Here is a 21,394-nt window from a genome sequence, read left to right as displayed (position 1 = left end):
CGAGGCGACGTCCGCCAGCACCTGCTTCTCCAGGGATAGATCCGCCACGAGGCGGCGCAACCGAGCATTCTCGCGCTCAAGATCCTTCATCTTCCTGGCTTGATCGACCTGCAGGCCGCCGTACTCCTTGCGCCAGCGGTAATAGCTCTGCTCGGAGATCTCTGCCTCCTTGCACGCCAACGCCAAGCTCTTGCCCTGGGCGGTCTGCACCTCGATCTGGCGCAGCTTCAGCACAACCTGCTCCGCGCTCGTCTTCTGACCTCGCCGCATGTCCGACTCCTTCAGTCCTGGCTGATCCTCTCAATCAGCCCGGTCCAAAGCCAGCCGGTCAGGTCATTAAATCTAGGCTTGAAACTTCGGCCTCACGCGCCCGCGTCCCGTTTAGGGCGCAGGGCGACGACGTTCGCAGCCCCGGGCGTCGCCGCGGCGGAGGCCGCGAGCACCTCGGCGACCTTGCACGCGAGTTGCTCGCGCTTGAATGGTTTGCCGACGAGATGCACCCCCTCGTCCAGCCGCCCGTGGTGCACGATGGAGTTCTCGGTGTAGCCGGACATGAACACCACCGGCACCTCCGGCCGCAGGGCTTGCACCCGCTCGGCGAGCTCGCGGCCACGCACCTTGCCGGGCAGGACCACGTCGGTCAGCAGCAGGTCGACGGTGGCGACGTTCGCGCCGAACACGCGCAAGGCTTCCTCGCCGTCGGCCGCCTGAAGGACCCGGTAGCCGAGGTCGGAGAGGATCGCTGAGGCGATCTCGCGCACGCCGGCCTCGTCCTCCACCACCAGGACGGTGGCCGAGCCCCGCGGCAGCTCGATTGGGACCGCGGTCCGCTGACCGGCCGCGGTGACGGCCCCGACCGCCCGGGGCAGGTAGATCTTCACCGTCGTGCCCTCGCCGGGCTCCGAATAGATCTTCACGTGCCCGCCCGACTGCTTGACGAAGCCAAACACCATGGCGAGGCCGAGCCCCGTGCCCTTGCCGTCGGGCTTGGTCGTGAAGAACGGCTCGAATACGCGCGCCACGACCTCGGGCGTCATGCCATGGCCGCTGTCCGAGACCGCCACCATCGCGTAGTCGCCCGGCTCGATCTCGGCGTTGTCCCGGGCGTAGGCCTCGTCGAGGACCTTGTTGCCGAGCTCGATGGTGAGCCTGCCGCCGCCCGGCATCGCGTCCCGGGCGTTCAAGGCGAGGTTGAGGACCGCGCTCTCCAGTTGCGCCGGGTCGGCCATCGCCGGCCAAAGCCCGGCGGTCTCGACGTAGCGCACCTCGATGTGCTCGCCGAGGGTGCGCCGCAGGAGCGGGATCAGGTCCGGCATCGTCGCGGCGAGGTCCACGGGCGCGGGCGCCAAGGGCTGCTTGCGCGCGAAGGCGAGGAGTTGCCCCGTCAGCGTCGCGCCGCGCTGGGCCGCCCAGGCCGCGCGTTCGATGCGCGTTTGGAGCTTGGCGTCGCCGTCGAGCTTGGCCCGGACGAACTCCAGGTTCCCGAGGATGACCTGCAGCAGGTTGTTGAAATCGTGCGCGATGCCGCCGGTGAGTTGCCCCACCGCCTGCATTTTCTGGGCCTCGCGCAGGACGGCCTCGGCCTGGGCACGCTTGGTCATGTCCGAGATCGTCAGGACGAAGCCGCCGTCCGGCATCGGCGTCCGGCGGATCTCCAGGTGGTGGCCGTCCTCGCGCTCGCGCTCGTAGGTGACGGCCTCGCCGGGATTCCGGCTGCCGTGCCGGACCTGGTCCTCGTTCTCCAGGGCGGGGCGGCCGGGCTCGCCGGTGTGCTCGACGAAGGCGCCATAGGTAGTGCCCGGCCGCAGCATCGCCTTCGGCAGGTCGAGCAGCACCTGGAAGCACTCGTTCCAATTCGCGAGCTTGCGGTCGGGCCCGAACACGGCGACGCCCTGGCTGAGGCTGTCGAGAGTGGTGCGCAGGCGCAGGGCCAGCGCCCGCTGCTCCGCCTCGGTTCGGTAGGAGCGCGACCACGCCTGGTTCAGGAGGCGTGCCGCCCAGAGCAGGATGAGGACGGCCAGCACTGAGCCGGCGATGACCATCCAGCGCACCCAGGCCGCGCGGGCGTCGTTCTGGGCGAGGCGCTCGTCGAGGAGCCGCTGCTCGTCGTTCAGCATAGCCAAGAGCATGTTCTCGGCGTCCTGCATGTGGTTGCGCCCGGCGTCGCCGTTGACGATGCGCAGGGCCATCTCCAGTCCGCCGTCGCGGCGCGCCTGCAGCGTCTGGGCGAGTTCCTCCAGCTTGTGCTGGATGGCCGGGGCGAGCGCCCGGATGCGGTCCTGCTGCACGGGGTTGTCGGCGGTCAGCTTCTGGAGCTCGCCCTGAAGGAGGCCGAGGCGGTCGCGCGCCGCGTCGTAGGGGCCGAGGTACTCGTCCCGGCCTGTGAGGACGTAGCCGCGCTGCCCGCGCTCGGCATCGCGCAGGGCGATGGCGAGGTCCTTGGTCGTGTTGAGCACGCGGTAGCTGTGCTGCGACCAGGCGCGGGCCTCGCGCGAGGCGTTCAACCGCTCCCAGGTCACCGCGCCGACCAGGGCGACGATGGCGATCAGCACGCCGAGGACGAGGACGTTGGCGCGCCTGACGAGGTACTGGGTCATGGTGTCCGTGGTTGCGCACGTCGCGTGCGGGTCCGATGCCAAGCGCAAGCGCGGTGCGACCTTGGCCGGAAACGAGACATGAGGGCAACGACTTCCCGCATTTCCGCAGTTACCGCCTAAGCGGCGATTGCGGGCGTTCGAAGGCGATGGCCGTGCGCCCAGCGGATGGGTCGCCTGCGTAGCCTTCCGCGGACATCGAGCCGGCTCTCGGAGTTATCCGACGAGATCGACCGACCGGAGCCTCCATGCCGAATCCCTTTTATGCCGCGTTCCTGCTCGCCTTCGAGGCGCAGAAGGTCATCGAGTTGCGGCTGGTGCGGATCGCCTGGGGCGGGGCCGAGGCCCAGGCCGAGATGGTGTCCATGGTGGGCGAGAAAGTCGTGGCCGCGATCGAGGCGACGAACACCTTGATGACCGGCGGTAGCCACGGTGAGGTCGTCGCGCGCTATCGGGAACTGGTGGCCGACAACACGCGCCGCCTCATGGCTTGAACGGGACCGCCCCGGCATCGTGGCCGGGACGGCGGCCCTTGCCTTGTAGCCCCCCGGTCCGGTCATTCCGTGTGGGTGACGCTCGGCCTCAGGGCCGGGCGCCACCTTCGGGTCCGTCGTGCGTTGGGTTCCGCTCCCGGTCCGGGAGCCGACAGGGGCCACATGATGCGGTCAGACACGCCGCACCCGGGCGACGACCCGTTGCCGCCCATCGGCGACCCGCCGCCGGACCCAACCCCGCCCGCAGGCTATCCGCCGGCCGAGCCGCCGGCGCCGCAGCCGCCGGGCCCGATCAACCGGGCCTGAGATCCGGGACGTCGTTGTCACGTCTCCGTGTCCCCCGCATCAGCTCGCGGGGATACGCAACCGCCCCGGGACGGCGCGGAACGCCTCGGCGACCTGGGCGGCGGAGTAGGGCTTGCGCACGAGGTCGAACCCGTTCGTGCCCTCGCGGGCTAGCACGTCGCTATAGCCGGACGTGAGAATGATGGGCAGGTCGGGCACGAGCGCCCGTAGGCGCCGGGCCAACGCGACGCCGCCCATTCCGGGCATCACCACGTCCGAGAACACCGCGTCGAACCGGTCCATGTCCCGCTCGACCTCGGCGAGGGCCTCCTCGCCGTTCTTCGCCCAGACGGTGGTGTGGCCGAGTTCCTCCAGGATTTGCGTGCAGAACTGCCCGACGTCGAGGTTGTCTTCGACGACGAGGATGCGGAGCGCCCGTCCGTCCAGGACGGCCTTCGGCTCGTCCGGGGCGTCCGTCGCGGGCGCCTCGACCTGGGGCAGGTAGAGGGTGAAGGTCGTCCCCCGGCCCGGCCGGCTCGCGACGTCGACGTCGCCGCCCGATTGCTTCGCGAAGCCGATGACCTGGCTAAGGCCCAACCCCGTACCCTTGCCGACCTCCTTGGTCGTGAAGAAGGGCTCGAAAATGTGCGGGAGGTTCGCCGGGTCGATGCCCACGCCCTGGTCGGTGACGGAGACCGCCACGAACGGTCCGCTCGTGCCGGCGTGCCCGCGGATCTCCGGCAGGCCGCGTCGGCATTCGAGCCTCAGCGTGAGCGTGCCCTCGCCGTCCATCGCGTCCCGGGCGTTCACCGCCATGTTGATCAGCGCGGTCTCGAACTGGCTCGGGTCGGCGAAGACGTGGCAAGCGGTCGTGGACGGCACCTCGACGACGACCCGGATGCGGGCGCCCGTGACCGTGGCCAGCATGTCCGCGGTCGCGGCGATGCGCGCGCCGACGTCGAAGGCCTCGGGCATCAGCGACTGGCGGCGGGCGAAGGCGAGGAGCTGGCTGGTCAGCTTGGCGGCGCGGTCGACCGTGTCGGATACCGCGTCCATGTAGCGGCGGCGGCGCTCCTCCGGCAGGTCGGGTTTGCGCAGCAGGTCCATCGACGAGCGGATGATGGTCAGCAGGTTGTTGAAGTCATGCGCGACGCCCCCGGTCAACTGCCCGACGGCCTCCATCTTCTGGGCCTGGCGCAGGGCTTCTTCGGCCTTGGCGAGCTGCTCCAGGTCGCGCAGCCGTTGGGTGACGTCGGTCGCGTACTGGAAGGCGCCGATCCGCTCGCCGTCGGCGTCTTGCAACGGGGTGAAGGTCAGCTCGTAGCAGGGCCGCTTGCGGTCGGGGTCGCCGAACTCGTCGACAAGCGTGAACGCCTCGCCCGACAGCGCCCGCGTCCAGACTGTCCGCGCCTGCGCCTGCTGCCCGGGAACGTGTGACAGGAGGCCGATCAGGTCGTCGCCGACCCTCGGGCGGACCCCGTAGATGGCCTCGAACTCGTCGGCGTAGGCGCGGTTGACGGCGAGCAGCCGGTAGTCGGGACCGAGGGCGCAGACGAGGGCGTCGGTGACCTCGAACACGTCGGCCCAGAGCTTACGCTGGGCGAGCACCTCCTCGACGCGACGTTCCAAGTGCGCGTTAAGCTCGCGCAGGTCGCGCTCGGCGAGTTTGCGGTCGTGGATGTCCTCGACGACGCCGTACCAGGAGACGATGGCGCCGGTTGCGTTCCGGCGTGGCTGGGCACGGGCGCGCATCCAGCGGTAATCGCCCGTCGCGGCCATGCGGAGCCGGTAATCGACGTCGACGGGGTCGCCCGAGGCGAGGCAGGCCGTGAAGGCCGTCACCGTGGACGGGACATCCTCGGGGTGGACCGCCTTGATCCAGCCGGACCCGTAGGTCTCGTGTGGCCGTTGGCCGGTCAGCGTCAGCCAGCGGTTCGAAAACGAGGTGATGTTGCCTGCCGGGTCGCAGGTCCAGGGGACCTGCGGGTTCAGTTCGACCGTGTGCCGGAAGTGGTCCTCGCTCTCGCGCAGGGCCGCCTCTCCGAGGACGCGGGCGGTGGTCTCGGCGGTAACGCAGAACAGGCCGGCGACCCCGCCGGCCTCGTCGATGGCCGGCGAGTAGCTAAAGGACCACCAGCCGCGCTCGGGCCTGCCGTCGCGCGAGAGGTCGAGCGGCATGTCGGTAACGGTGGTGCTCTCGCCGGCGAGCGTCGCATCGACGAGGGGACCGATCTCGTCCCAGATGCTTGCCCATACCACCCGGAAGGGCCGTCCCAGGGCCGTGTCCAGGCGGTAGCCGAGGATCGGGCGGTAGGCGTCGTTGTAGAAGCAGAGCAGGTCCGGCCCCCAGGCGAGGAACATCGCCGTGGGGCACGACAGCATCTGCGCGAGAGTAGCCTTCAGGAACGGCGACCAAGCCTCCGGCGCACCGAGGGAGGTGTCGGACCAGTCGCGCGCGCGGATCTCGGCGCCGGTGACGCCGCCCGACGGGAGAAATCGGAAAGGGTCGCTCACGCCGGACCCGACCCCGCGACCGCGGGGCGGCCTGCACGAACCGCGAGGGCTGCCTGAAGGAGGTTCGGGCTTACGCGCGAGCCAAGTGAACGGTGAACGAACGAGGGCCGGGCCTGCATGCGGGGCCTATCGCCCACGAAGGTGGTCCGGGCAATCGGACGGCCTGTCACGCCTCGCCTCCTAGCGGCGCGGGCGCGGGATGCTCGCCGCCGGTGTCACCCTCCCCGGGAGCGGCCGGCGGCAGGTTCGGCGGGGGCACGCGGCTGGGACTGTGCGGCGTCGGCAGGCCAATGTCCTCCGTGACCGGGGGAAGGTCGTCGGTGTCCTTGTCGCCTTCCATCGCCACGCCCCTCGCTCGACAGCCGAGGATAACGCGGAAGTTGCCGAGAGGTCGCGGCTGATCCACGGCATTGCGGTCGGACTTACCGGATGGCCACAATTGCACTCATCCGGCCCGACGGGCGTAGCGGCCCTCGTCCCGCGCCTCGAAGTACCGGCCGTGGAAGACGCGGACGTCCATCTTGTTCTTGAGGGTGCCCGGCGTGAGCGGCTCCTTATGCAGGGTGGCGCCGCGGACCGTCACCGCCCTGAGCCCCGGTAGGATCTCCGACGGCGTCAGACCGCCCCGCTCGACGAGGAGCTCGGCTATCTCCTGCATGACGCGGTCCCAGAACTGCTCGGCGCGGAAACGGTCGAGTTGGTTCTCGACTTTGGTGAGCCTAGCCTGGACGCGCGACCTCGTCCTCGGCGGCCTGGGCCCGGGAAGCGAGCGCGGCGTTCCCGGCCTGCAGGGTCTGGACCATGCCGAGCAGGTGCTCGCGGTCCTGCTTTTCGTCGGTCGCCATGGCCGCGGCGGCCTCGCGCTCGCGGGAGACTTTAAGGTGCCGCTTACCACTCAGCCGCCCCTCGCATGGTCAAGCTGATTGGGGTCTGGCTTCACCCATATGGCCCGCGGAACAGGTCGCCGAGCGCCTCCCGCCGGAACACCGTTAGCCACCGCCGCCGGACGTGCTCCGGCCTGTCGTGGATCATGTGGCAGCATCGACAAAACCATGTGACTGACGGACTGTCATATGTTGCTTATCGCGCATTTTCATGATCTTTCTGAATTTATAAGGAGCAAACTAACATGAGTGACAGTGCACCAACTGGCCTGCTGCTAATGGCCGCCGACGTTATCTCAGCCTATGTCAGCAACAATTCGGTTCCGGCTGCCGAGCTACCTGCGCTCCTCGTTCGAGTGCATGGCGCGCTGAGCAGCGTTTCCTCGGCGCCGATTGCACCCGAGCCGGAGACCGAGAAGGCCACCACCGCGCAGATCAGGAAATCGATGAAGCCCGATGCGCTGATCTCCTTCATCGACGGCAAGCCCTACAAGACGCTGCGCCGGCATCTCACGGCGCACGGGCTCAGCATGGAGGAGTACCGCGCCCGCTACGGCCTCCCGAATGACTATCCATCCGTCTCTGCAAATTACTCGGCGGCACGCTCGGCCCTCGCCAAGGGGATTGGGCTTGGTCAGCAGCGTCGGAAGGTCGAGGTCGCGTCGGAGCCTGTTCCTGAACCGGCTGCGAAGCCGAAGCGTGCCGGCCGCCCCCGTAAGGTCGCCGAACCGGCCTGACGCACATCGCATTAACGCCTCGCTTACCGTGAGCCGCGAGATTGCGCGCCCACGGTGAGCACGAGGAAGGCATGACCGAGACCACGGACACGGTAGGCGTCGCGGGCGAGCGTATCCGCTCCATCATCGAGCGCATTGAGCGGATCGAGGAAGAGATCAAGGATCTCATGGAGACTAAGAAGGAGATCTTTGCCGAGGCTAAAGGCGAAGGGCTCGACGTGAAGGTGCTTAAGGAAATCCTGAAGCTGCGCAAGCAGGACAAGGACGAGCGCGACGAGCACGAAAGCCTGCTGGAAGTCTACTTGCGGGCCATGGATGCGCCGAGCCCGGTGCCGATGGCTCAGGCGGCCTGATCCCTTCAGCCTCGGCCGGAGCAAAACCGGGCGGGGCTCAACCGTCGGCAGATTTGGGCTCAGCTGCGGCTTCAACCAGATGCTTCTTAGGCCTGCCTCTTCAGTCGGTTGGCTATGCCCCTGTGCTCAGCATCGTCCATTCGCGCTTCGCCGAGGCGCCGGCACGAAGGCGCATCAGTTCTCGGCTCGACGGACCTGCTGAGCCTCACCCTTCAAGATCGTCGCAAAAATAGCCATTGCGATGCGACGCATGATCAGGGACCGGTTCTCCATCGTTCTGGGGGGCTGGATGAACCCGAATCAATCTCGTTCTATCCGGCGGCCACTCGGCCGGCATGATGCTTGGCTAAAGCGGCGCTCACCTGCGACCGCGAAGGTTATCTCGCAGGCTCGCACGAAGACGGCACGCAGCGAAAATCTAGCTTCGGTTCGGGCGCACCATAACGATAACGACTGAGGGCCACTCACAAGGCACCCGCCAGCCCGTGAGCAGATCGGGCGGCGGGGCCGGGGTTTCTTTGGGGCGCCCTTAGAAGGCAGCGGCCTGCTGTACCCGGTCGTCGCCGGCCGGGACCTTCCACTGGACGGCGCCGGGAAGGGCGTAGCCGCCCTGGCGGTGCACCGAGCCGGTGTCAGTAGCGAGACCCTGCGTCTCCAGGGCGAGCGCGCCGACCGTCTTGGCGTTGTCGATGTTGCCCGGCTCGCCCGCGAAGGCAGAGGTGGCGAGAAGGGTCAGCGCCAGACCGGCGGCGGCACGCGAGATGATCTGCTTGGTCATGATGTTCAGCCTGTTCGTCTTCTTGCGGCGGGTCGCCGTCGCTTCATGAGGCTGAATGTGCGTGCAGTGCAGCAATGAAGCAAATGGGCTGATTTCATAACGCGCATCGATATCGTGCATTTTGTGTGGCTCGATACGACGCTGACGAGGCCGAGCGTGATGCAGCCGCGCAGATCGTCTATACGTTGGTGGGAGCCGTTCCCCGATCGCCGCGGTCGAGCTGTTTCGGCTCCCGTGCGCGAGCGCGCCGGCTACCTGCCTTCAAGGCGGCACGAAAGAGGCGTGTCAATCGGACAGGACGCAGGTGACTCTCGATAGATGCGAACGCGGGGTGGCTCCTCGCCATTCTCAAGCGCGCTTCGACGCTCTTCCTCAGCGTGCTCCCAACTCCATTCGTCGTCATGTTCTCCGTCGAGGACGACACCTGCCCGGCAGCCCCAACCGTACTGCCGCGCGACTTGCGCCTGTTCGTAGCTGACGGTGAAATAGCCGAACTCGTGCAACTCCATGTCTCGGCACATGATCTTGCCGTCAGGCGTGGCGATATCGCCCGGCTTTGGATCGATCGGCAGCGTCGATGTCATGACCTACTCCTACGGGGTGCGATCTAGTACGATCATACCTATCCGTAGGGCCCGTGGAACAGGTCGCCGAGCGCCTTCCGCCTGAAAACCGTCAGCCACCGCCGCCGGACGTGCTCCGGCCTGTCGTGGATCATGTGGCAGCGTTGACACCACGCCGCGAGGTTGGCAGGCGCGTTGTCGGCCGTGTCGTGGTTCCGGTGCGCGGTGGCGAGCACTACCCGTGTCGTTCGGATGGTCGCGAGCACGAGGCTCACCTCAGCGGCGGCGAGGTAGGCTAGGGTAGGCAGGCGTCGAAGCCACTTGCTGTAGCCTGCCAGGACGACGCCGCGCTTTTAGGCAATGACCAGAACGCCGACACACGTGCCGTAGATGATGCCGGGGAGTGTCGGGCCATCGTTGAATAGATAACCGTGCAAAGCACCGAACGAGGCACTGACCGCGGCGATGATGATCAAGAAGGTCGCCGTGCCGTTCGACATCTTCAGCTTCTGCCGTTAACTGCTCGCCCAATGTTTAGGCGCAATCGCGGCGGCAACGTGACCGCTTGAGACTGACAGGAGCGGTAGGTTCAGTGCGGTGCGCCAGCACACGGGCAGAACCGAATGGCGAACGATCCTTGACGACTTATGGATTAAGGATTTCGGCGCATCGTAACGCTGATCGTCGAAAGCTGATCCGCGCCATGTCGCAACGCTTCGAGGAGGGAGGTTGCTGTACGGCCTACCCGAAGCGTGGCACCTAGACGGCTCCCCGCGCTGCGGTACCACGATCGAGACATCACCCAGCGTGCATCCGAACCGCCTCTTTGCAGCCTACCTGCAGCGCGTTCCGGACGGCAACAGGCGCACCGCACGAGCTCTGGCTGCGAAGTATCGGAGCTGCGAGGGTCGCTTAGGAAAATCAACCGTTCGATTCTCCGGCTGAGCCGTTGACAAGCCGTCGGTCCACTTACGGCCAACAGTCGCCCGCACCACTTGTCAGATTGCCCGGAAGCGGACCTTGTCGGAGCCCGCTCTGGGTCGGGAGCAGCGATTCAGGCCCGCCAGCGCCAATGTCGGCTTGTGTTGCAGAGAGCCGTCATTCAACGTTGGGCTCAGCGACAGCATCGGATTACTGATGACGAGCTCCTAAACCCAGGAGCCTGTCATGCCCGAAGTTGTCACTGTTCCCACCAGCACACGTGTTCCCTGGAACCGCGGCCGTATCGTCGGCCCCAAACCGCCGCTGAAGCCGAAGCACATCTGGGCCCTGCGCACGCGCCTCCAGCTCGCCAACCGCACGCGAGACCTTGCCCTGTTCAACCTTGCCGTCGACAGCAAGCTGCGCGGGTGTGATCTCGTCGGCCTGCGCGTGAGCGACATCTACCTGGGCGACGCCGTGCGTCTTCGAGCGACCGTCTGCCAGCGCAAGACCGGCAGGCCGGTTCCGTTCGAGATTACCGAACCGACCCGCGAGGCTCTCACGGCCTGGCTGACTGCGCGCAGGTTGAAAGCCGGCGACTGGCTGTTCCCGAGCCGCAGCCGACTTGGAGAGCATCTGACGACGCGGCACTATAGTCGGCTGGTAGACCGGTGGGTCGCCCTCATCGGCCTGGACCCTGCGGCGTTCGGCACGCACAGCCTGCGCCGCACGAAGGTGGCGTTGGTCTACAAGCGAACTGGCAACATCCGAGCCTGCCAGCTGCTCCTTGGCCATACCAAGCTGGAGAGCACGGTTCGCTACCTCGGCATTGAGGTTGACGACGCGCTGATCCTCTCAGAGCAGACCGAAATCTGAACCGGACGCCGCGGTCGAAATAGCCGCGGCGTGCCTGCAGGATCGTCGCCCCCCCAGGGTGCCGAATGACCCATTGCAGACGGTCGGAATGTCCGCTTCCAGGCAGTTCAATGGACCCGGTTCGGCAACTTCTGGCCAGTAGTGGCCTGTCTGCTCTGGGGAGGGCTTGCCAAAAAGAGCAGACAAGGCCCTACCGAACCAACCCAGTCGTAAAGCTCGATTGGCGTCGGCCTCAAAAATGGACACCAGCACGCCGCCAGTCACCGCCGCCCGGCGGCCTCCAAGCGGGTCCGGTCAACAATCTCGACCGCGCCTCGACGAAGTTCGATCAGGCCCGCCTCGGCCCATTGTGCCAGAATGCGGCTCACCACCTCGCGCACGCTTCCGACATCGTCCGCGAGCTTTTGATGGGTCACCGCGGCGACGCCCCGCGGATCGGCTTCAGCGAGGAGGCGTTGCGCGAGGCGCTGCTTTAGCGGTGCGAACGCGACCTCGTCGATCAGCGTGAACAGGCCGGACATCAATCGCGTGTAGTCATCCATGACGAATCTGCGGAACGCCGCGCTGTCGCCGATCAGGTGCTGGAACGTGCCGACCGGCAGGGCCGCGAGTTCGGTCCGCTCCTCGGCCACGCTCTGCGCCGGAAAGGTGCCGCCGGACAGGAGACACTGAGTGGTGAGGGGGCAGGTGCCGCCCGGGCCAACCTTGTAGATCAGCACCTCGCGTCCGCCCTCCGACATCCGGAAGATCCGCGTGCGTCCCTCCAGGCACATCAGGTAGTTGGCACACTCGCCATTTAGTTCGTAGGCGATGGCGCCTGCATCCAGCACCGGGAAATGCACGGTTCCCCGAGCGATCTGAAGATGCGCCGGGCTGAGAGCTTGAAGAAGCGGAAACCGGTCGATCCACCGCTCGACCTTTTGGGCATCCGTCATGGCTGGCGTGGTCCCCCGGCCATGACGACGGGTTGATCGTCCGGCGCGCGTTGCGTTTTCCTCCCGCCGCGCCGGATTTGTGTGACCTGGGTCACCGACCGGGTGCAGCGGCCCGGCATAGCATCGCGACACAACGAACACGATAAGGGTGCCCGCCATGCGTGGCGCCCGCCGGGAGTAAACCGATGCGCCGCTTAGCCCTCAGCTTCATGCTCGCCGTCTTCGCTGCCGGCCCCGCCGCGGCCGAACAAGATCTGCTGCTCGGAGCCGACATGTCCTCGCCTGCCATGACGAAGGCCGAGATGAGCCGCGCCGACGTAGAGGCGATGATCCAGGCCGCGGACGGTAAGCCCATCGACCTGCACGACAAGGCGCTGTCGGGCCTCGATCTCTCCGGGTTGAATCTCCGGGGCGTCAACTTACGAACTGCGCGCCTGAACAAGGCCAATCTACGCGGCGCCGACCTCAGCGGCGCAAACCTCGAACAGGCATGGCTCCTGAAGGCAGACCTTTCCGGGGCCAAGCTCGCGGACGCGAAAATGTTCGGCATCACTGCGCGGGAGGCCAACCTCAGCGGGGCCGACCTCAGCCGGTCCATGCCCATCGGCGATTTCAAGGGCGCCAACATGAGCAGCGCCACGCTGGTCGATCTCAAGGGCGGAGCCAACATCAAGAATCAGTCCATGGGTCTGATGCGGGCGGTGTTCACCTCGGTGAACCTGTCGGGCGCGAACCTCAAGGGAGCCAACCTCGGCCGGTCACGCCTGGAGTATGCGAATCTTAAGGATGCCGATCTCACTGGCGTGGTGCTGATGGGCTCAGACTTGTCCGGGGCCAATTTGACCGGTGCTACGGTCACGGGCGCGGACTTCAAGAACGTCGATGTCAGCGGCGCTCGTCTCATCGACCTCCAAGGTCAGTCCGAGGCCAAGGACTGGGCGGAGAGGGTGAACATCGACCGTGCCGTCACTCAGGCATCCGATTGATCCGCCCGTTCACCAACCTGACGGCCCGCCTCTGACCTCAACGGTTTCTGTCTCAAGAAACCTAGTCAGCGGTAATCTACAACGTTCCCTGATATCAGCGAAGCCGCAAACTCGGGTTGCCCAATCGACAAGACTGGCTTCAAGCCAAAGCACGACGTTCGTCGTCCCCAGCCAAATCATCGCATCGCGTGATCAAAATGATCGATACGTTCCGTTGGATCGAACGAATGGACGCGGTCATGGTCGTGGCAGATCCAGTCCGCGAGGTGCACGCACCATGCCCGCAGCAGCCTTTCTCCGATCACGCGCGCTTGCTCTGTCTTCCATCCTGCCCGGCCTGAGCCTTTGCCTCGCGGTGACGGGCGCCGCCCTCGGGCTGGAGATGGTCGAGAAGCATATCTTCGGCCGTGCGTGGCTGGAGGCTCTGGTCCTCTCCATCGTGCTGGGCACGGCCGTCCGCACGGCCTGGAACCCTGGTCGGCGCTTCGCTCGCGGTATCGCGTTCGGCGCCAAGACCGTCCTGGAAATCGCCGTCGTCCTGCTCGGCGCCTCGCTCAGCCTCGGGACGCTGCTCGCGGCCGGGCCGGGGCTCCTCGTCGGCATCGCGGTGGTGGTGGCCCTCGCCATTGCGGCGAGCTACGGCATCGGCCGAGTTCTCGGGTTGACCCCGCGCCTGGCCATCCTCGTCGCCTGCGGCAACTCGATCTGTGGAAACTCGGCGATCGCGGCGGCGGCCCCGGTGATCGACGCGGACGGCGAGGACGTCGCCTCTTCCATCGCCTTCACCGCCGTGCTCGGCGTTCTCGTCGTTCTCGGGTTGCCGCTGCTCGTGCCGCTGCTCGGACTCTCACCGATGCAGTACGGTGTGCTCGCGGGGCTCACGGTCTACGCCGTGCCGCAGGTTCTCGCCGCAACCGCCCCGGTGGCCGCCCTCAGCGTCCAAGTCGGCACCCTGGTCAAGCTGGTCCGCGTGCTGATGCTTGGGCCAGTGGTCCTGGCTCTCTCGCTCGGGATTAGCTGGCTGCGCGCGGGGACGGGCGTGACCGTACCGCACCGCACGGCCGGCGAGCGCCCCGCCTCGGGCCGGATGCCGCTGCACCGGCTGGTGCCGTGGTTCATCCTCGCCTTCCTGGCCTTGACGGGTCTTCGCTCCGCGGAGCTCGTTCCCGAAGCGGCTTTGCACCCCATGGCCGCGGCGGCGAACGCGCTGACCATCGTGTCGATGGCGGCCCTCGGCCTCGGCGTCGACGTGCGCAGCGTCGCCAAGGCGGGACCACGCGTCACCCTGGCGGTAGTCGCTTCGCTCGCCGCCCTGACGGCCGTGAGCCTCGGGCTGATCCGCCTGCTCGGCATCGCCTGAAATAGGCCTGCCACCCGGCGCGTATGAGCGCGTTGGAGTCCGACCTTCTGCGATAGAGACACCCATGTCGAGCTTGACCGAGCGTATGGCGCGCCTGATCGTTCATGGGGAGCGCCCCTACAATGCCGAGCCACCGCTGACCCGCCTGCGGGCCCGTTACCGGACCCCTGCGGAAGACTTCTACGTCCGCTCCCACGGCGACCTGCCGGAGATCGACGCCGCCGCATGGCGCCTGTCCGTCGATGGCGCGCATGTCGGTCCCCTCGATCTGTCGCTGGCGGATCTGCGCGCGCGTTTTCCCGAGGCGACCGTCACGGCCACGATGCAGTGCGCCGGCAACCGCCGCGCCGATATGCGGGCGGTCGCCCCAGTCTCGGGCGATCCTTGGGACGGCGGCGCCATCGGGACGGCGGACTGGACCGGCGTCCGCCTCGGCGACGTCCTGCGTGCGGCGGGCGTAGCGCCAGGAGCGAACCTCCACTCGGACCTCCATGTGGCCTTCGAGAGCCAAGATGTGGTGGAGGGACGGCCCTACGGCGTCTCGATCCCGCTCGCCAAGGCGGTCGCCGGCGAGACACTGCTGGCCTTCGCGATGAACGGGGCATCGCTGTTGCCCGAGCACGGCTTCCCCGTGCGGGCCGTCGTGCCGGGCTTCGCGGGCGTGCGCAGCCCGAAATGGCTGAAGCGCATCACGGTGCAGGACCATCCCTCGACCAACCCGATGCAAGCCGACGACTACAAGCTGTTCCCGCCGGACGTGACGGCCGAGACCGCCAATCCCGCGAAAGGCCACACCATCGAAACGATGCCGCTTAACGCCGCGATCTGCGAGCCCGCGCGCGGAGCCCGGCTCAAGGCGGGCGAGACCACCATTCGCGGGTACGCCATCGCGGGAGATCGGGCGATCGTGCGCGTCGATGTCTCGGGCGATGGCGGTCGGTCCTGGCATCAAGCTACGCTGGAACACGAGGCCGGCGCTCCCTTCGCCTGGACGTTCTGGGAGATCGTGCTGGACCTTCCGTCCGGCGAGCGCGACCTCGTGGTGCGCGCCTGGGACAGCGCCGGGCAGACCCAGCCGGCGCGGCCGGACGAGACGTGGAACTTCAAGGGCTACCTCAGCGCCTCCTGGCACCGTGTGTGGGTCGAGGTCGCCTGAAGGGCCGCCCCCCGTCAGGGGGCGGCACGGATCAGGTCGAGCAAGGCGTCGGCGGCGCGACTGCGGTAGCGCTCCTTGTGGCGCAGGACCCGGAAGGTTCGCGTCGGCAGAGCGAAGGGCACGGCGACGAGCGCTCCGGTTCGCAGAGAGGGTCCGACCACCGCTTCGGATAGAACGCTCGCCCCGGCCCCCGCCACGACGGCGGCGAGGACAGCCTCGTTCGACGGCAGTTCGAGGGCAACCGTGAGTGCGTCCGGTGCGATGCCCAGCGCGACGATCGCCGCCTCGAAGGCGGAGCGCGTGCCCGATCCGGGTTCGCGCAGCACCCAGGAGACTGAAGCGAGGTCGGATCGTCCCGACCGCGCGCGTGCGGCCAACGGGTGATCAGGCGCGATGACGAGGATCAGCCGGTCCTCGGCGACCGGAGTGCTCGCGAGGCTGCCGTCCTCGATCGGGCCCTCCACGAAGGCGAGTTCCGCCGTCCCGGCTCGGACCGCCTCGGCGGCTTCGGCGGTGTTGCCGATGCCGAGCCGCAGGACGATGTCGGGATAGGCCGCCCGAAAGGCGACGAGGTGCCGGGGGAGCCAGTGGCTGGCGATGGTCTGGCTCGCCTGGATGGACAGCGTGCCGCGCCGCAAGCCGCTGAGGTCCGCGAGCACCTGTTCGGCCGCCTGGGCGCGGGCGAGCACCGCGCGAGCCTCGCTGAGAAAGACGCCGCCCGCTTCGGTCAGTTCGATGCCCCGGCCGACCCGGTGGAACAACTTGACGGCGTGCCGAGTCTCCAGTGCGCTGATGGCGGCGCTGACCGCCGACTGGACGAGGTTCAGCGCCTCGGCCGCCCGCGTGACGTGCTGGCGCTCGGCGACCGCCACGAAGATGCGCAACTGGTCGAGGGTCATGGCGTCTCGTGCTCGGCGGGGGCCTTGGCCGGCGTGGTCCGGCAGGGTTCGGATACGAGCATCACCGCGCGACTTCGCGCTTGCCCGAGACCTGCGCATCGACCGCCTCGGCGACCCGGAGCAGCCGCGCCTCGTCCGTGCGGGCCGTCACCACGTAGGACATCCCGGCATCGATCCACGAGAAGGCGGCCACGTCGTCGGCGCGGGCGTAGCGGAACACGCCGCGCCCGCCGGTCGGCCCGGCCCGGCTGTACAGGGTCAGGCGGGTGCCCCGGTCGTCGTCGTACATCAGCATCGCCGCCGGCTCGTCTCCGGCGGGGAGCAGGCGCCCGCCCATGAGCCGGAATCCCTGCGCCCGCAGGTCCGGCACGGTGACGGGCCGGCCCAGGCGCGCGCTGAGCCATCGCACGAGGTCGGTCGAGCCGTCGGCGCGGACCTCGACCGGATGGGCGGCCTCGACCACGTAGGTGCGGAAGGCGGAGACGGCCGCCTGCGTCATCGGTTCGGCGTGGGCGCCCGGGCCCGGCACGGCGCCGCGCCCGGCCCACCCGGCCGCGCCGCCGAGGGCGAGCAGGAGCGCCGCCGCCGCCGCGCTCGGCCACCGACGCGGGAGGCGCATCCGGCGCGAGCCTGCGAGGTTCGCGATGCGCAGGCGGGCGGGGATCGGCTCGTCCGCCACGGGCGCGAGGCGCGCCCGCAGGCGTTCCCGCACCTCCCGGTCGGCGGCGACCCGGGCGGCTGCCTCCGGATGCGCGGCGAGCCACGCCTCGACGCGGGCGCGGCGGCCCGGATCGAGCCGTCCGTCCACAAAGGCGTGCAGGTCGTCCTCGCCGACGGGACGCGGGTCGGACGCGGTCATTTCACCCTCCGCAGATGCCCGGTGACGATCGTGGGAGCCCGGTCGAGGAAGGCGCGCAACCGGCCGCGCGCCCGGCTGAGGCGCGACATCACCGTGCCGACGGGGATCGCGAGCACGGCGGCGACCTCGGCATAGGACATGTCCTCGACCGCGACGAGGAGCAGGACGGACCGCTGCTCCTCGGGAAGCGCGGCGATCCCGTCGAGCACGTCCCGCGCGCCCACGGCCGCCTCGGGATCGACCCCGACCTCCGCGATCTCCATCAGCGCCTCCGGGCCGACCTCGATGCCCCGGCGGCGGCGCACGCCTTCGAGGTAGCGGTTGCGCAGGATCGCGAACAGCCACGCCCGCAGATCGCCCTCGCGGCGCTGCGGCCAGGCGCGGATCGCCCGTTCCAGCGTGTCCTGGACGAGGTCGTCGGCTGCTTCGCGCTGCCGCAGCAGCGCGGTCGCGTAGCGCCGCAGGGCCGGAATCTGCGGTTCGATCAGGACGGCGAGGTCGTCCAAGGGTGGTCTCCGGATCGCGGCTACGGCGATGCCCGTGCCGCTGTTCGGAACAGAGATGCCGGAATTGCCCGAACTATTCCAAGCTTGGCCCCGGCGAGCCGATCACGCATCCGTGACCGCTTGACCGGGAGCGCCGGGGAATATCCCGGCCCGGCCGGCATCTCTCCCCGCGTGACCTCGACACTGCGGGAGAGACCATGCGCGGAGCACCGACGGCGATCCTCATCACCTTGTTCATGGCCGGGGGTGTCCTGGGCGGCGGCATGATGATGCGCGCCGGGCATGCGGAGACCGCCCCCGGCGGCTTCGATGCGATGATGGCCCAATCGATGGCGCGGATGCACGCGGACATGGCGGTGTCGCCGTCCGGTGACCCCGACCGGGATTTCGCCGCCATGATGATCCCGCACCATCAGGGCGCGATCGAGATGGCGAAGGCCGAACTCGCATACGGCCGCGACCCGGTCCTGCGTCGGCTCGCGCAGGGCATCGTCGTCGAGCAGGCGCAGGAGATCGAGGTCATGCGCCGCGCCCTCGCCGAGCGACCGGTCGCGCAGACCCCACCGACGCAGCCGCCGGCCCGCCACCACCACTGAGCGGATCGCCGTCCCCCGTCCCGACCATCAGCGCGAAGAGACCTTCATGATGCGACACCTCATTCCGGCGACCCTGCTGCTCGCCCTCCTCGGCGGGACCGCGCTTGCGGGCCAGGCGCCGGGGCCCGCCTCGGCGCCGGACGTGCCGGTCGGCCCCCGCGACCGGTTCTACACCTCGGACCAGTTCTCCAACACGGTCTCGGTGATCGACCCAGCCGCCAATACGCTCCTAGGCGTGATCCGTCTCGGCGACACGACGCCCGCGAACCTGAGCCCGCTCTATCGCGGCCAGCTCCTGGTCCACGGCATGGGCTTCTCGCCCGACCGCAAGACCCTGCTCGCCGTCTCGATCGGCTCGAACTCGGTCAGCTTCATCGACACCGCCACCAACACTGTGCGCCGCACAACCTATGTCGGCCGCTCGCCGCACGAGGCGTTCTTCACGCCGGATGGGCGCGAGGTCTGGGTCAGCGTGCGCGGCGAGGACTACGTCGCGATCCTCGACGCGGGGACCGGCAAGGAGACGGGCCGGATCACGGTGCCAAACGGGCCCGGCATGACGATCTTCTCGCCCGACGGGCGTTACGGCTACGTCTGCTCCAGCTTCAGCCCCGAGACGGTCGCCATCGACGTGAAGAGCCGCGAGATCGTCGGGCGGATCAAGCAGGAGAGCCCGTTCTGCCCCGACATCGCGGCGACGCCCGACGGCAAGCAGGTGTGGTTCACCCTCAAGGACGTCGGCCGCGTCCAGGTGTTCGAGGCCACGCCGCCGTTCAAGGCGCTCAAGACCATCGAGACCGGACCGATCACCAACCACGTCAACATCGCGCGCACGAAGGCCGGGCAGTTCGCCTACGTGACGATCGGCGGCCTGAACCAAGTGAAGGTGTTCCGCACCGACGACTTCTCGCAGGTCGCGACGATTCCCACCGGCGCGCTCCCGCACGGCCTCTGGCCCTCGGGCGATGGTTCGCGGATCTATGTCGGCCTGGAGAATGCCGACGCGGTCGCGGTGATCGACACCGGCAGCAACGCGGTGATCGCCACCATCCCGATCGGCCAGGGGCCGCAGGGGGTGGCCTACGTCCCGGACGCGGTGTCGGAGGGAGCGGGTGCGCCGAACCTCCAGCCGCTGGGCGCGGCGGGCCAGTCGAGCACGCTGACGCTGGCCGGGCCGGATGGCAAGGCGGCCACGCAGGTCACGCTGTTCGACCAGGGCGTGTTGCAGACCCTGCAGGCGGCGGTGACGGGCCTCACGCCGAAGAAGCCCTACGTGCTGGCCCTCTCGGCCGATCCGAAGGGCGCCGGGCCGCTGGAGCCGCTGGCCGCCTTCATGACGAACCCGGCGGGCGCGGCCATCGTCAACGCCGTGGGCCCGATCCGGCAGGTGACGCAGAACGCGAACGAGGCCGCGCGGCGAAGCCTCGTCATCGTCGAGGGCAAGCCCGGCGAGACCGGCGCGACGGTCCAGACGCAGGCACCGCGCTGACGGGACGAGGGGGGCGGTCGCCGGACCGCCCCCTGTTTCCAGCCGCGCCTCAGTAGGTGTCGGCGAGGTAGGCGGCGATGGCCTTGGCCTGCGCCGCGTCGATCGGCGCGTGGTAGACCTTGACCATCTTGGTCACCTCGGACTCCCAGAAGGCCGCGCCTTTGCCGGGCGGCTGCATCGCGATGTAGTCCACCGAATGGCAGACGAGGCAGTTCGCCTGGGCCGCCTCGAAGCCCTCCGCGTGCGTGCCGGCCTTCGGCGCCCGCAGCTCCGCGGTCGGCTCCGGCACCGCGTAGGATTTCGGGGCGGCGAGGGCCGCGCCGGTGGCGAGGGCAAGCGCCGCCGTCAGGGCGAGGGTGGTGCGGGTCATCGTCGTCACTCCCTCAGGCCGCGCGCACGCGGGTGGTCTCGACCACGTTGCGCAGGTACCCGGCCGGGTTCCAGCGCGGCTCCATCGGCTGGCTCGCCCCGTCGTTGGCGGTTGCCCGCACCCGGATCGCGTGCGCCCCCTGCGACAGCTCCGCGTCGAGGGTCCAGGGCCGGAAGGCGTAGGGGCCGAGATCCTGCCCGAGCCGCGCTTCCGCCCAGGTCTTGCCGTCGTCGGTCGAGACCGCCACCGACTTGATTCCCGAGCCACCATCGAAGGCGATGCCGCGCAAGGGCGTGCGCCCGGCCTTCACGTCCGCCCCGTCGGTCAGGTTGGTGAGAAAGGAGCGCACGGTGAAGCGGTTGATCGGCACGGTCTTGTCCGCCGCCTTGCCGGGTTGCGTGCAGGCGCAGTCGTTGTCGGGGATGCGATAGGCCTTCTGCATCCAGAAGCCGTCGAAGGATTTGTCGAGCACGCTGATGCTCTCCAGGTGCTTGACCCAGTAGGTGCCGTAGAATCCTGGCACGACGAGGCGCAGGGGATAGCCGTTGAGCCAGGGCAGATCCTGCCCGTTCATGCCCCAGGCGAGCATCACCTGCCCGTCGCGGGCGTGGTCGAGCTTGAGCGACTTGGCGAAGTCCGGCGTCTCCGGGATCACCGGGCCGTCAAGGCCGGTGAAGGCGACCTCGACGGCGCCCGCCTTCACCCCGGCCTTGTCGAGCACCGCCTTCAGCGGCACGCCGGTCCATCGGGCGCAGCCCATCGCCCCGTTGGCGAGCTGCCCGCCGGCCATGCGCGGTTCGAAGAAGCCGCGAGAGTTGCCCGAGCACTGATTGACCGCGACGATCTCGGTCGTCGGCATCGCCTTCAGGTCGGCGAGCGAGAGCGAGACCTCCTTCTCGACATGGCCCTTGATCGCAACCCGGTAGGTCTCGGGGTCGATCTCGGTCGGGATGTCGGCGAGGTGGTAGCGCACGAAGAACGCGTCGTTGGGCGTGATGGCGCCCTCGTCGAACACCGAGAACGGGGTCTCCAGTTGCGGCGGGCGCGCGGTCATCTGGAGCAGCGGGCGCTTGCCCGGATAGGCCACCAGGGGCCGCTCGCCGTTGCCGAAGGGCAGCGTGGTGGTGTCGCCCGCGAGTGCCCGCAACGACGCGAAGCTGCCGCCGCCGAGGCCCGCCAGGGCGGTGAGACCCGCCCGCCTGATGAGATCGCGTCTGTCGAGCATCCGATTCCTCCCCG

Annotated in this window: 23 protein-coding genes and 1 pseudogene; 9 read left to right on the top strand and 15 right to left on the bottom strand. The window is 68.5% G+C overall.

The window, feature by feature from the left end; all coding sequences use genetic code 11:
• On the bottom strand, window positions 1-270 hold a 270-nt coding region (locus BM140_RS21535), incomplete at its 3' end, for a transposase (protein ID WP_165616522.1).
• A gap of 92 nt (window positions 271-362) precedes the next feature.
• Window positions 363-2,597 (bottom strand): CHASE3 domain-containing protein, encoded by a 2,235-nt coding sequence (locus BM140_RS21530; protein ID WP_091950966.1) that lies wholly within the window; start codon window positions 2,595-2,597, stop codon window positions 363-365.
• A gap of 245 nt (window positions 2,598-2,842) precedes the next feature.
• Between BM140_RS21530 and BM140_RS21525 the strand changes: the two genes are divergently transcribed.
• Entirely contained in the window at window positions 2,843-3,088 is a 246-nt protein-coding gene (locus tag BM140_RS21525; RefSeq protein ID WP_091950964.1) for a hypothetical protein, read from the top strand.
• 345 nt (window positions 3,089-3,433) lie between these two features.
• On the opposite strand, the gene BM140_RS21520 is transcribed toward BM140_RS21525, so the two are convergent.
• From BM140_RS21520 to BM140_RS26635, 3 genes are all read right to left on the bottom strand, one after another.
• Window positions 3,434-5,887, bottom strand: coding sequence for a PAS domain-containing protein (locus tag BM140_RS21520; RefSeq protein WP_091950962.1), 2,454 nt, complete (start codon window positions 5,885-5,887; stop codon window positions 3,434-3,436).
• 445 nt (window positions 5,888-6,332) lie between these two features.
• A complete protein-coding gene (locus tag BM140_RS21515) occupies window positions 6,333-6,545 on the bottom strand; it encodes a hypothetical protein (RefSeq protein ID WP_091950960.1) in 213 nt (70 codons plus the stop codon).
• 61 nt (window positions 6,546-6,606) lie between these two features.
• A complete protein-coding gene (locus BM140_RS26635) occupies window positions 6,607-6,732 on the bottom strand; it encodes a hypothetical protein (RefSeq protein ID WP_280142620.1) in 126 nt (41 codons plus the stop codon).
• Between the two features lie 284 nt (window positions 6,733-7,016).
• Between BM140_RS26635 and BM140_RS21510 the strand changes: the two genes are divergently transcribed.
• Complete coding sequence (locus tag BM140_RS21510) at window positions 7,017-7,508, top strand: Ros/MucR family transcriptional regulator (protein ID WP_091950958.1); 492 nt, start codon at window positions 7,017-7,019, stop codon at window positions 7,506-7,508.
• A gap of 71 nt (window positions 7,509-7,579) precedes the next feature.
• Window positions 7,580-7,861 carry a DUF2312 domain-containing protein gene (locus tag BM140_RS21505; protein ID WP_091950956.1) on the top strand — a complete coding sequence of 94 codons (282 nt, stop codon included), beginning with the start codon at window positions 7,580-7,582 and terminating at the stop codon, window positions 7,859-7,861.
• A 529-nt stretch (window positions 7,862-8,390) separates the two neighbouring features.
• Here BM140_RS21505 and BM140_RS21500 read toward each other — a convergent pair.
• The 4 genes and pseudogenes from BM140_RS21500 to BM140_RS26125 all read right to left on the bottom strand — a co-directional run bounded on the left by BM140_RS21500 (window position 8,391) and on the right by BM140_RS26125 (window position 9,702).
• Entirely contained in the window at window positions 8,391-8,759 is a 369-nt protein-coding gene (locus tag BM140_RS21500; RefSeq protein WP_244535566.1) for a hypothetical protein, read from the bottom strand.
• Between the two features lie 131 nt (window positions 8,760-8,890).
• The gene (locus BM140_RS21495; RefSeq protein ID WP_091950954.1) at window positions 8,891-9,223 is read right to left on the bottom strand and encodes a hypothetical protein; all 333 of its coding nucleotides are present in this window, start codon (window positions 9,221-9,223) and stop codon (window positions 8,891-8,893) included.
• 38 nt (window positions 9,224-9,261) lie between these two features.
• Window positions 9,262-9,456, bottom strand: a pseudogene (locus BM140_RS26420) (hypothetical protein); the annotation flags it as partial.
• 99 nt (window positions 9,457-9,555) lie between these two features.
• Window positions 9,556-9,702, bottom strand: a complete 147-nt coding sequence (locus BM140_RS26125) for a hypothetical protein (protein WP_207549492.1) — start codon at window positions 9,700-9,702, stop codon at window positions 9,556-9,558.
• 667 nt (window positions 9,703-10,369) lie between these two features.
• Here BM140_RS26125 and BM140_RS21480 point away from each other — a divergent pair.
• A complete protein-coding gene (locus tag BM140_RS21480) occupies window positions 10,370-10,999 on the top strand; it encodes a tyrosine-type recombinase/integrase (RefSeq protein WP_091950952.1) in 630 nt (209 codons plus the stop codon).
• Window positions 11,000-11,259: 260 nt separating this feature from the next.
• Here the strand turns inward: BM140_RS21480 and BM140_RS21475 are convergent, their stop codons facing one another.
• The gene (locus BM140_RS21475) at window positions 11,260-11,934 is read right to left on the bottom strand and encodes a Crp/Fnr family transcriptional regulator (protein WP_091950950.1); all 675 of its coding nucleotides are present in this window, start codon (window positions 11,932-11,934) and stop codon (window positions 11,260-11,262) included.
• A 185-nt stretch (window positions 11,935-12,119) separates the two neighbouring features.
• Here BM140_RS21475 and BM140_RS21470 point away from each other — a divergent pair, with 185 nt between their 5' ends.
• From BM140_RS21470 to BM140_RS21460, 3 genes are all read left to right on the top strand, one after another.
• A complete protein-coding gene (locus tag BM140_RS21470; protein WP_091950948.1) occupies window positions 12,120-12,920 on the top strand; it encodes a pentapeptide repeat-containing protein in 801 nt (266 codons plus the stop codon).
• 277 nt (window positions 12,921-13,197) lie between these two features.
• Complete coding sequence (locus BM140_RS21465; RefSeq protein ID WP_091950946.1) at window positions 13,198-14,280, top strand: YeiH family protein; 1,083 nt, start codon at window positions 13,198-13,200, stop codon at window positions 14,278-14,280.
• 64 nt (window positions 14,281-14,344) lie between these two features.
• Complete coding sequence (locus tag BM140_RS21460) at window positions 14,345-15,436, top strand: molybdopterin-dependent oxidoreductase (RefSeq protein WP_091950944.1); 1,092 nt, start codon at window positions 14,345-14,347, stop codon at window positions 15,434-15,436.
• A gap of 14 nt (window positions 15,437-15,450) precedes the next feature.
• Here BM140_RS21460 and BM140_RS21455 read toward each other — a convergent pair whose 3' ends face one another.
• The 3 genes from BM140_RS21455 to BM140_RS21445 all read right to left on the bottom strand — a co-directional run bounded on the left by BM140_RS21455 (window position 15,451) and on the right by BM140_RS21445 (window position 17,700).
• On the bottom strand, window positions 15,451-16,335 hold the full coding sequence (locus BM140_RS21455) for a LysR substrate-binding domain-containing protein (RefSeq protein ID WP_091950942.1): 885 nt from the start codon (window positions 16,333-16,335) through the stop codon (window positions 15,451-15,453).
• Window positions 16,336-16,396: 61 nt separating this feature from the next.
• The gene (locus tag BM140_RS21450) at window positions 16,397-17,194 is read right to left on the bottom strand and encodes an anti-sigma factor family protein (protein ID WP_091950940.1); all 798 of its coding nucleotides are present in this window, start codon (window positions 17,192-17,194) and stop codon (window positions 16,397-16,399) included.
• Window positions 17,191-17,700, bottom strand: coding sequence for a sigma-70 family RNA polymerase sigma factor (locus BM140_RS21445; RefSeq protein WP_091950938.1), 510 nt, complete (start codon window positions 17,698-17,700; stop codon window positions 17,191-17,193). The genes BM140_RS21450 and BM140_RS21445 overlap by 4 nt, the downstream gene beginning before the upstream one ends.
• 197 nt (window positions 17,701-17,897) lie before the next feature.
• On the opposite strand from BM140_RS21445, the gene copM reads away from it, so the two are divergent.
• On the top strand, window positions 17,898-18,296 hold the full coding sequence (gene copM, locus BM140_RS21440; RefSeq protein ID WP_091950935.1) for a CopM family metallochaperone: 399 nt from the start codon (window positions 17,898-17,900) through the stop codon (window positions 18,294-18,296).
• A 49-nt stretch (window positions 18,297-18,345) separates the two neighbouring features.
• Window positions 18,346-19,785: a YncE family protein gene (locus tag BM140_RS21435; RefSeq protein ID WP_091950973.1), complete on the top strand. Its 1,440-nt coding sequence runs from the start codon at window positions 18,346-18,348 to the stop codon at window positions 19,783-19,785.
• 49 nt (window positions 19,786-19,834) lie between these two features.
• Here the strand turns inward: BM140_RS21435 and sorB are convergent, their stop codons facing one another.
• On the bottom strand, window positions 19,835-20,155 hold the full coding sequence (sorB, locus tag BM140_RS21430; protein ID WP_174804894.1) for a SorB family sulfite dehydrogenase c-type cytochrome subunit: 321 nt from the start codon (window positions 20,153-20,155) through the stop codon (window positions 19,835-19,837).
• Window positions 20,156-20,168: 13 nt separating this feature from the next.
• Window positions 20,169-21,380 carry a SorA family sulfite dehydrogenase catalytic subunit gene (gene sorA / locus BM140_RS21425; RefSeq protein WP_091950930.1) on the bottom strand — a complete coding sequence of 404 codons (1,212 nt, stop codon included), beginning with the start codon at window positions 21,378-21,380 and terminating at the stop codon, window positions 20,169-20,171.
• Between the last annotated feature and the right edge of the window lie 14 nt (window positions 21,381-21,394).

The sequence above is a fragment of the Methylorubrum salsuginis genome, from assembly GCF_900114375.1.
GTDB classification, from domain to species: domain Bacteria; phylum Pseudomonadota; class Alphaproteobacteria; order Rhizobiales; family Beijerinckiaceae; genus Methylobacterium; species Methylobacterium salsuginis.
The sequence above is the reverse complement of the archived record's forward strand: the minus strand, read 5'-3'. Positions and strand labels throughout refer to the sequence as shown.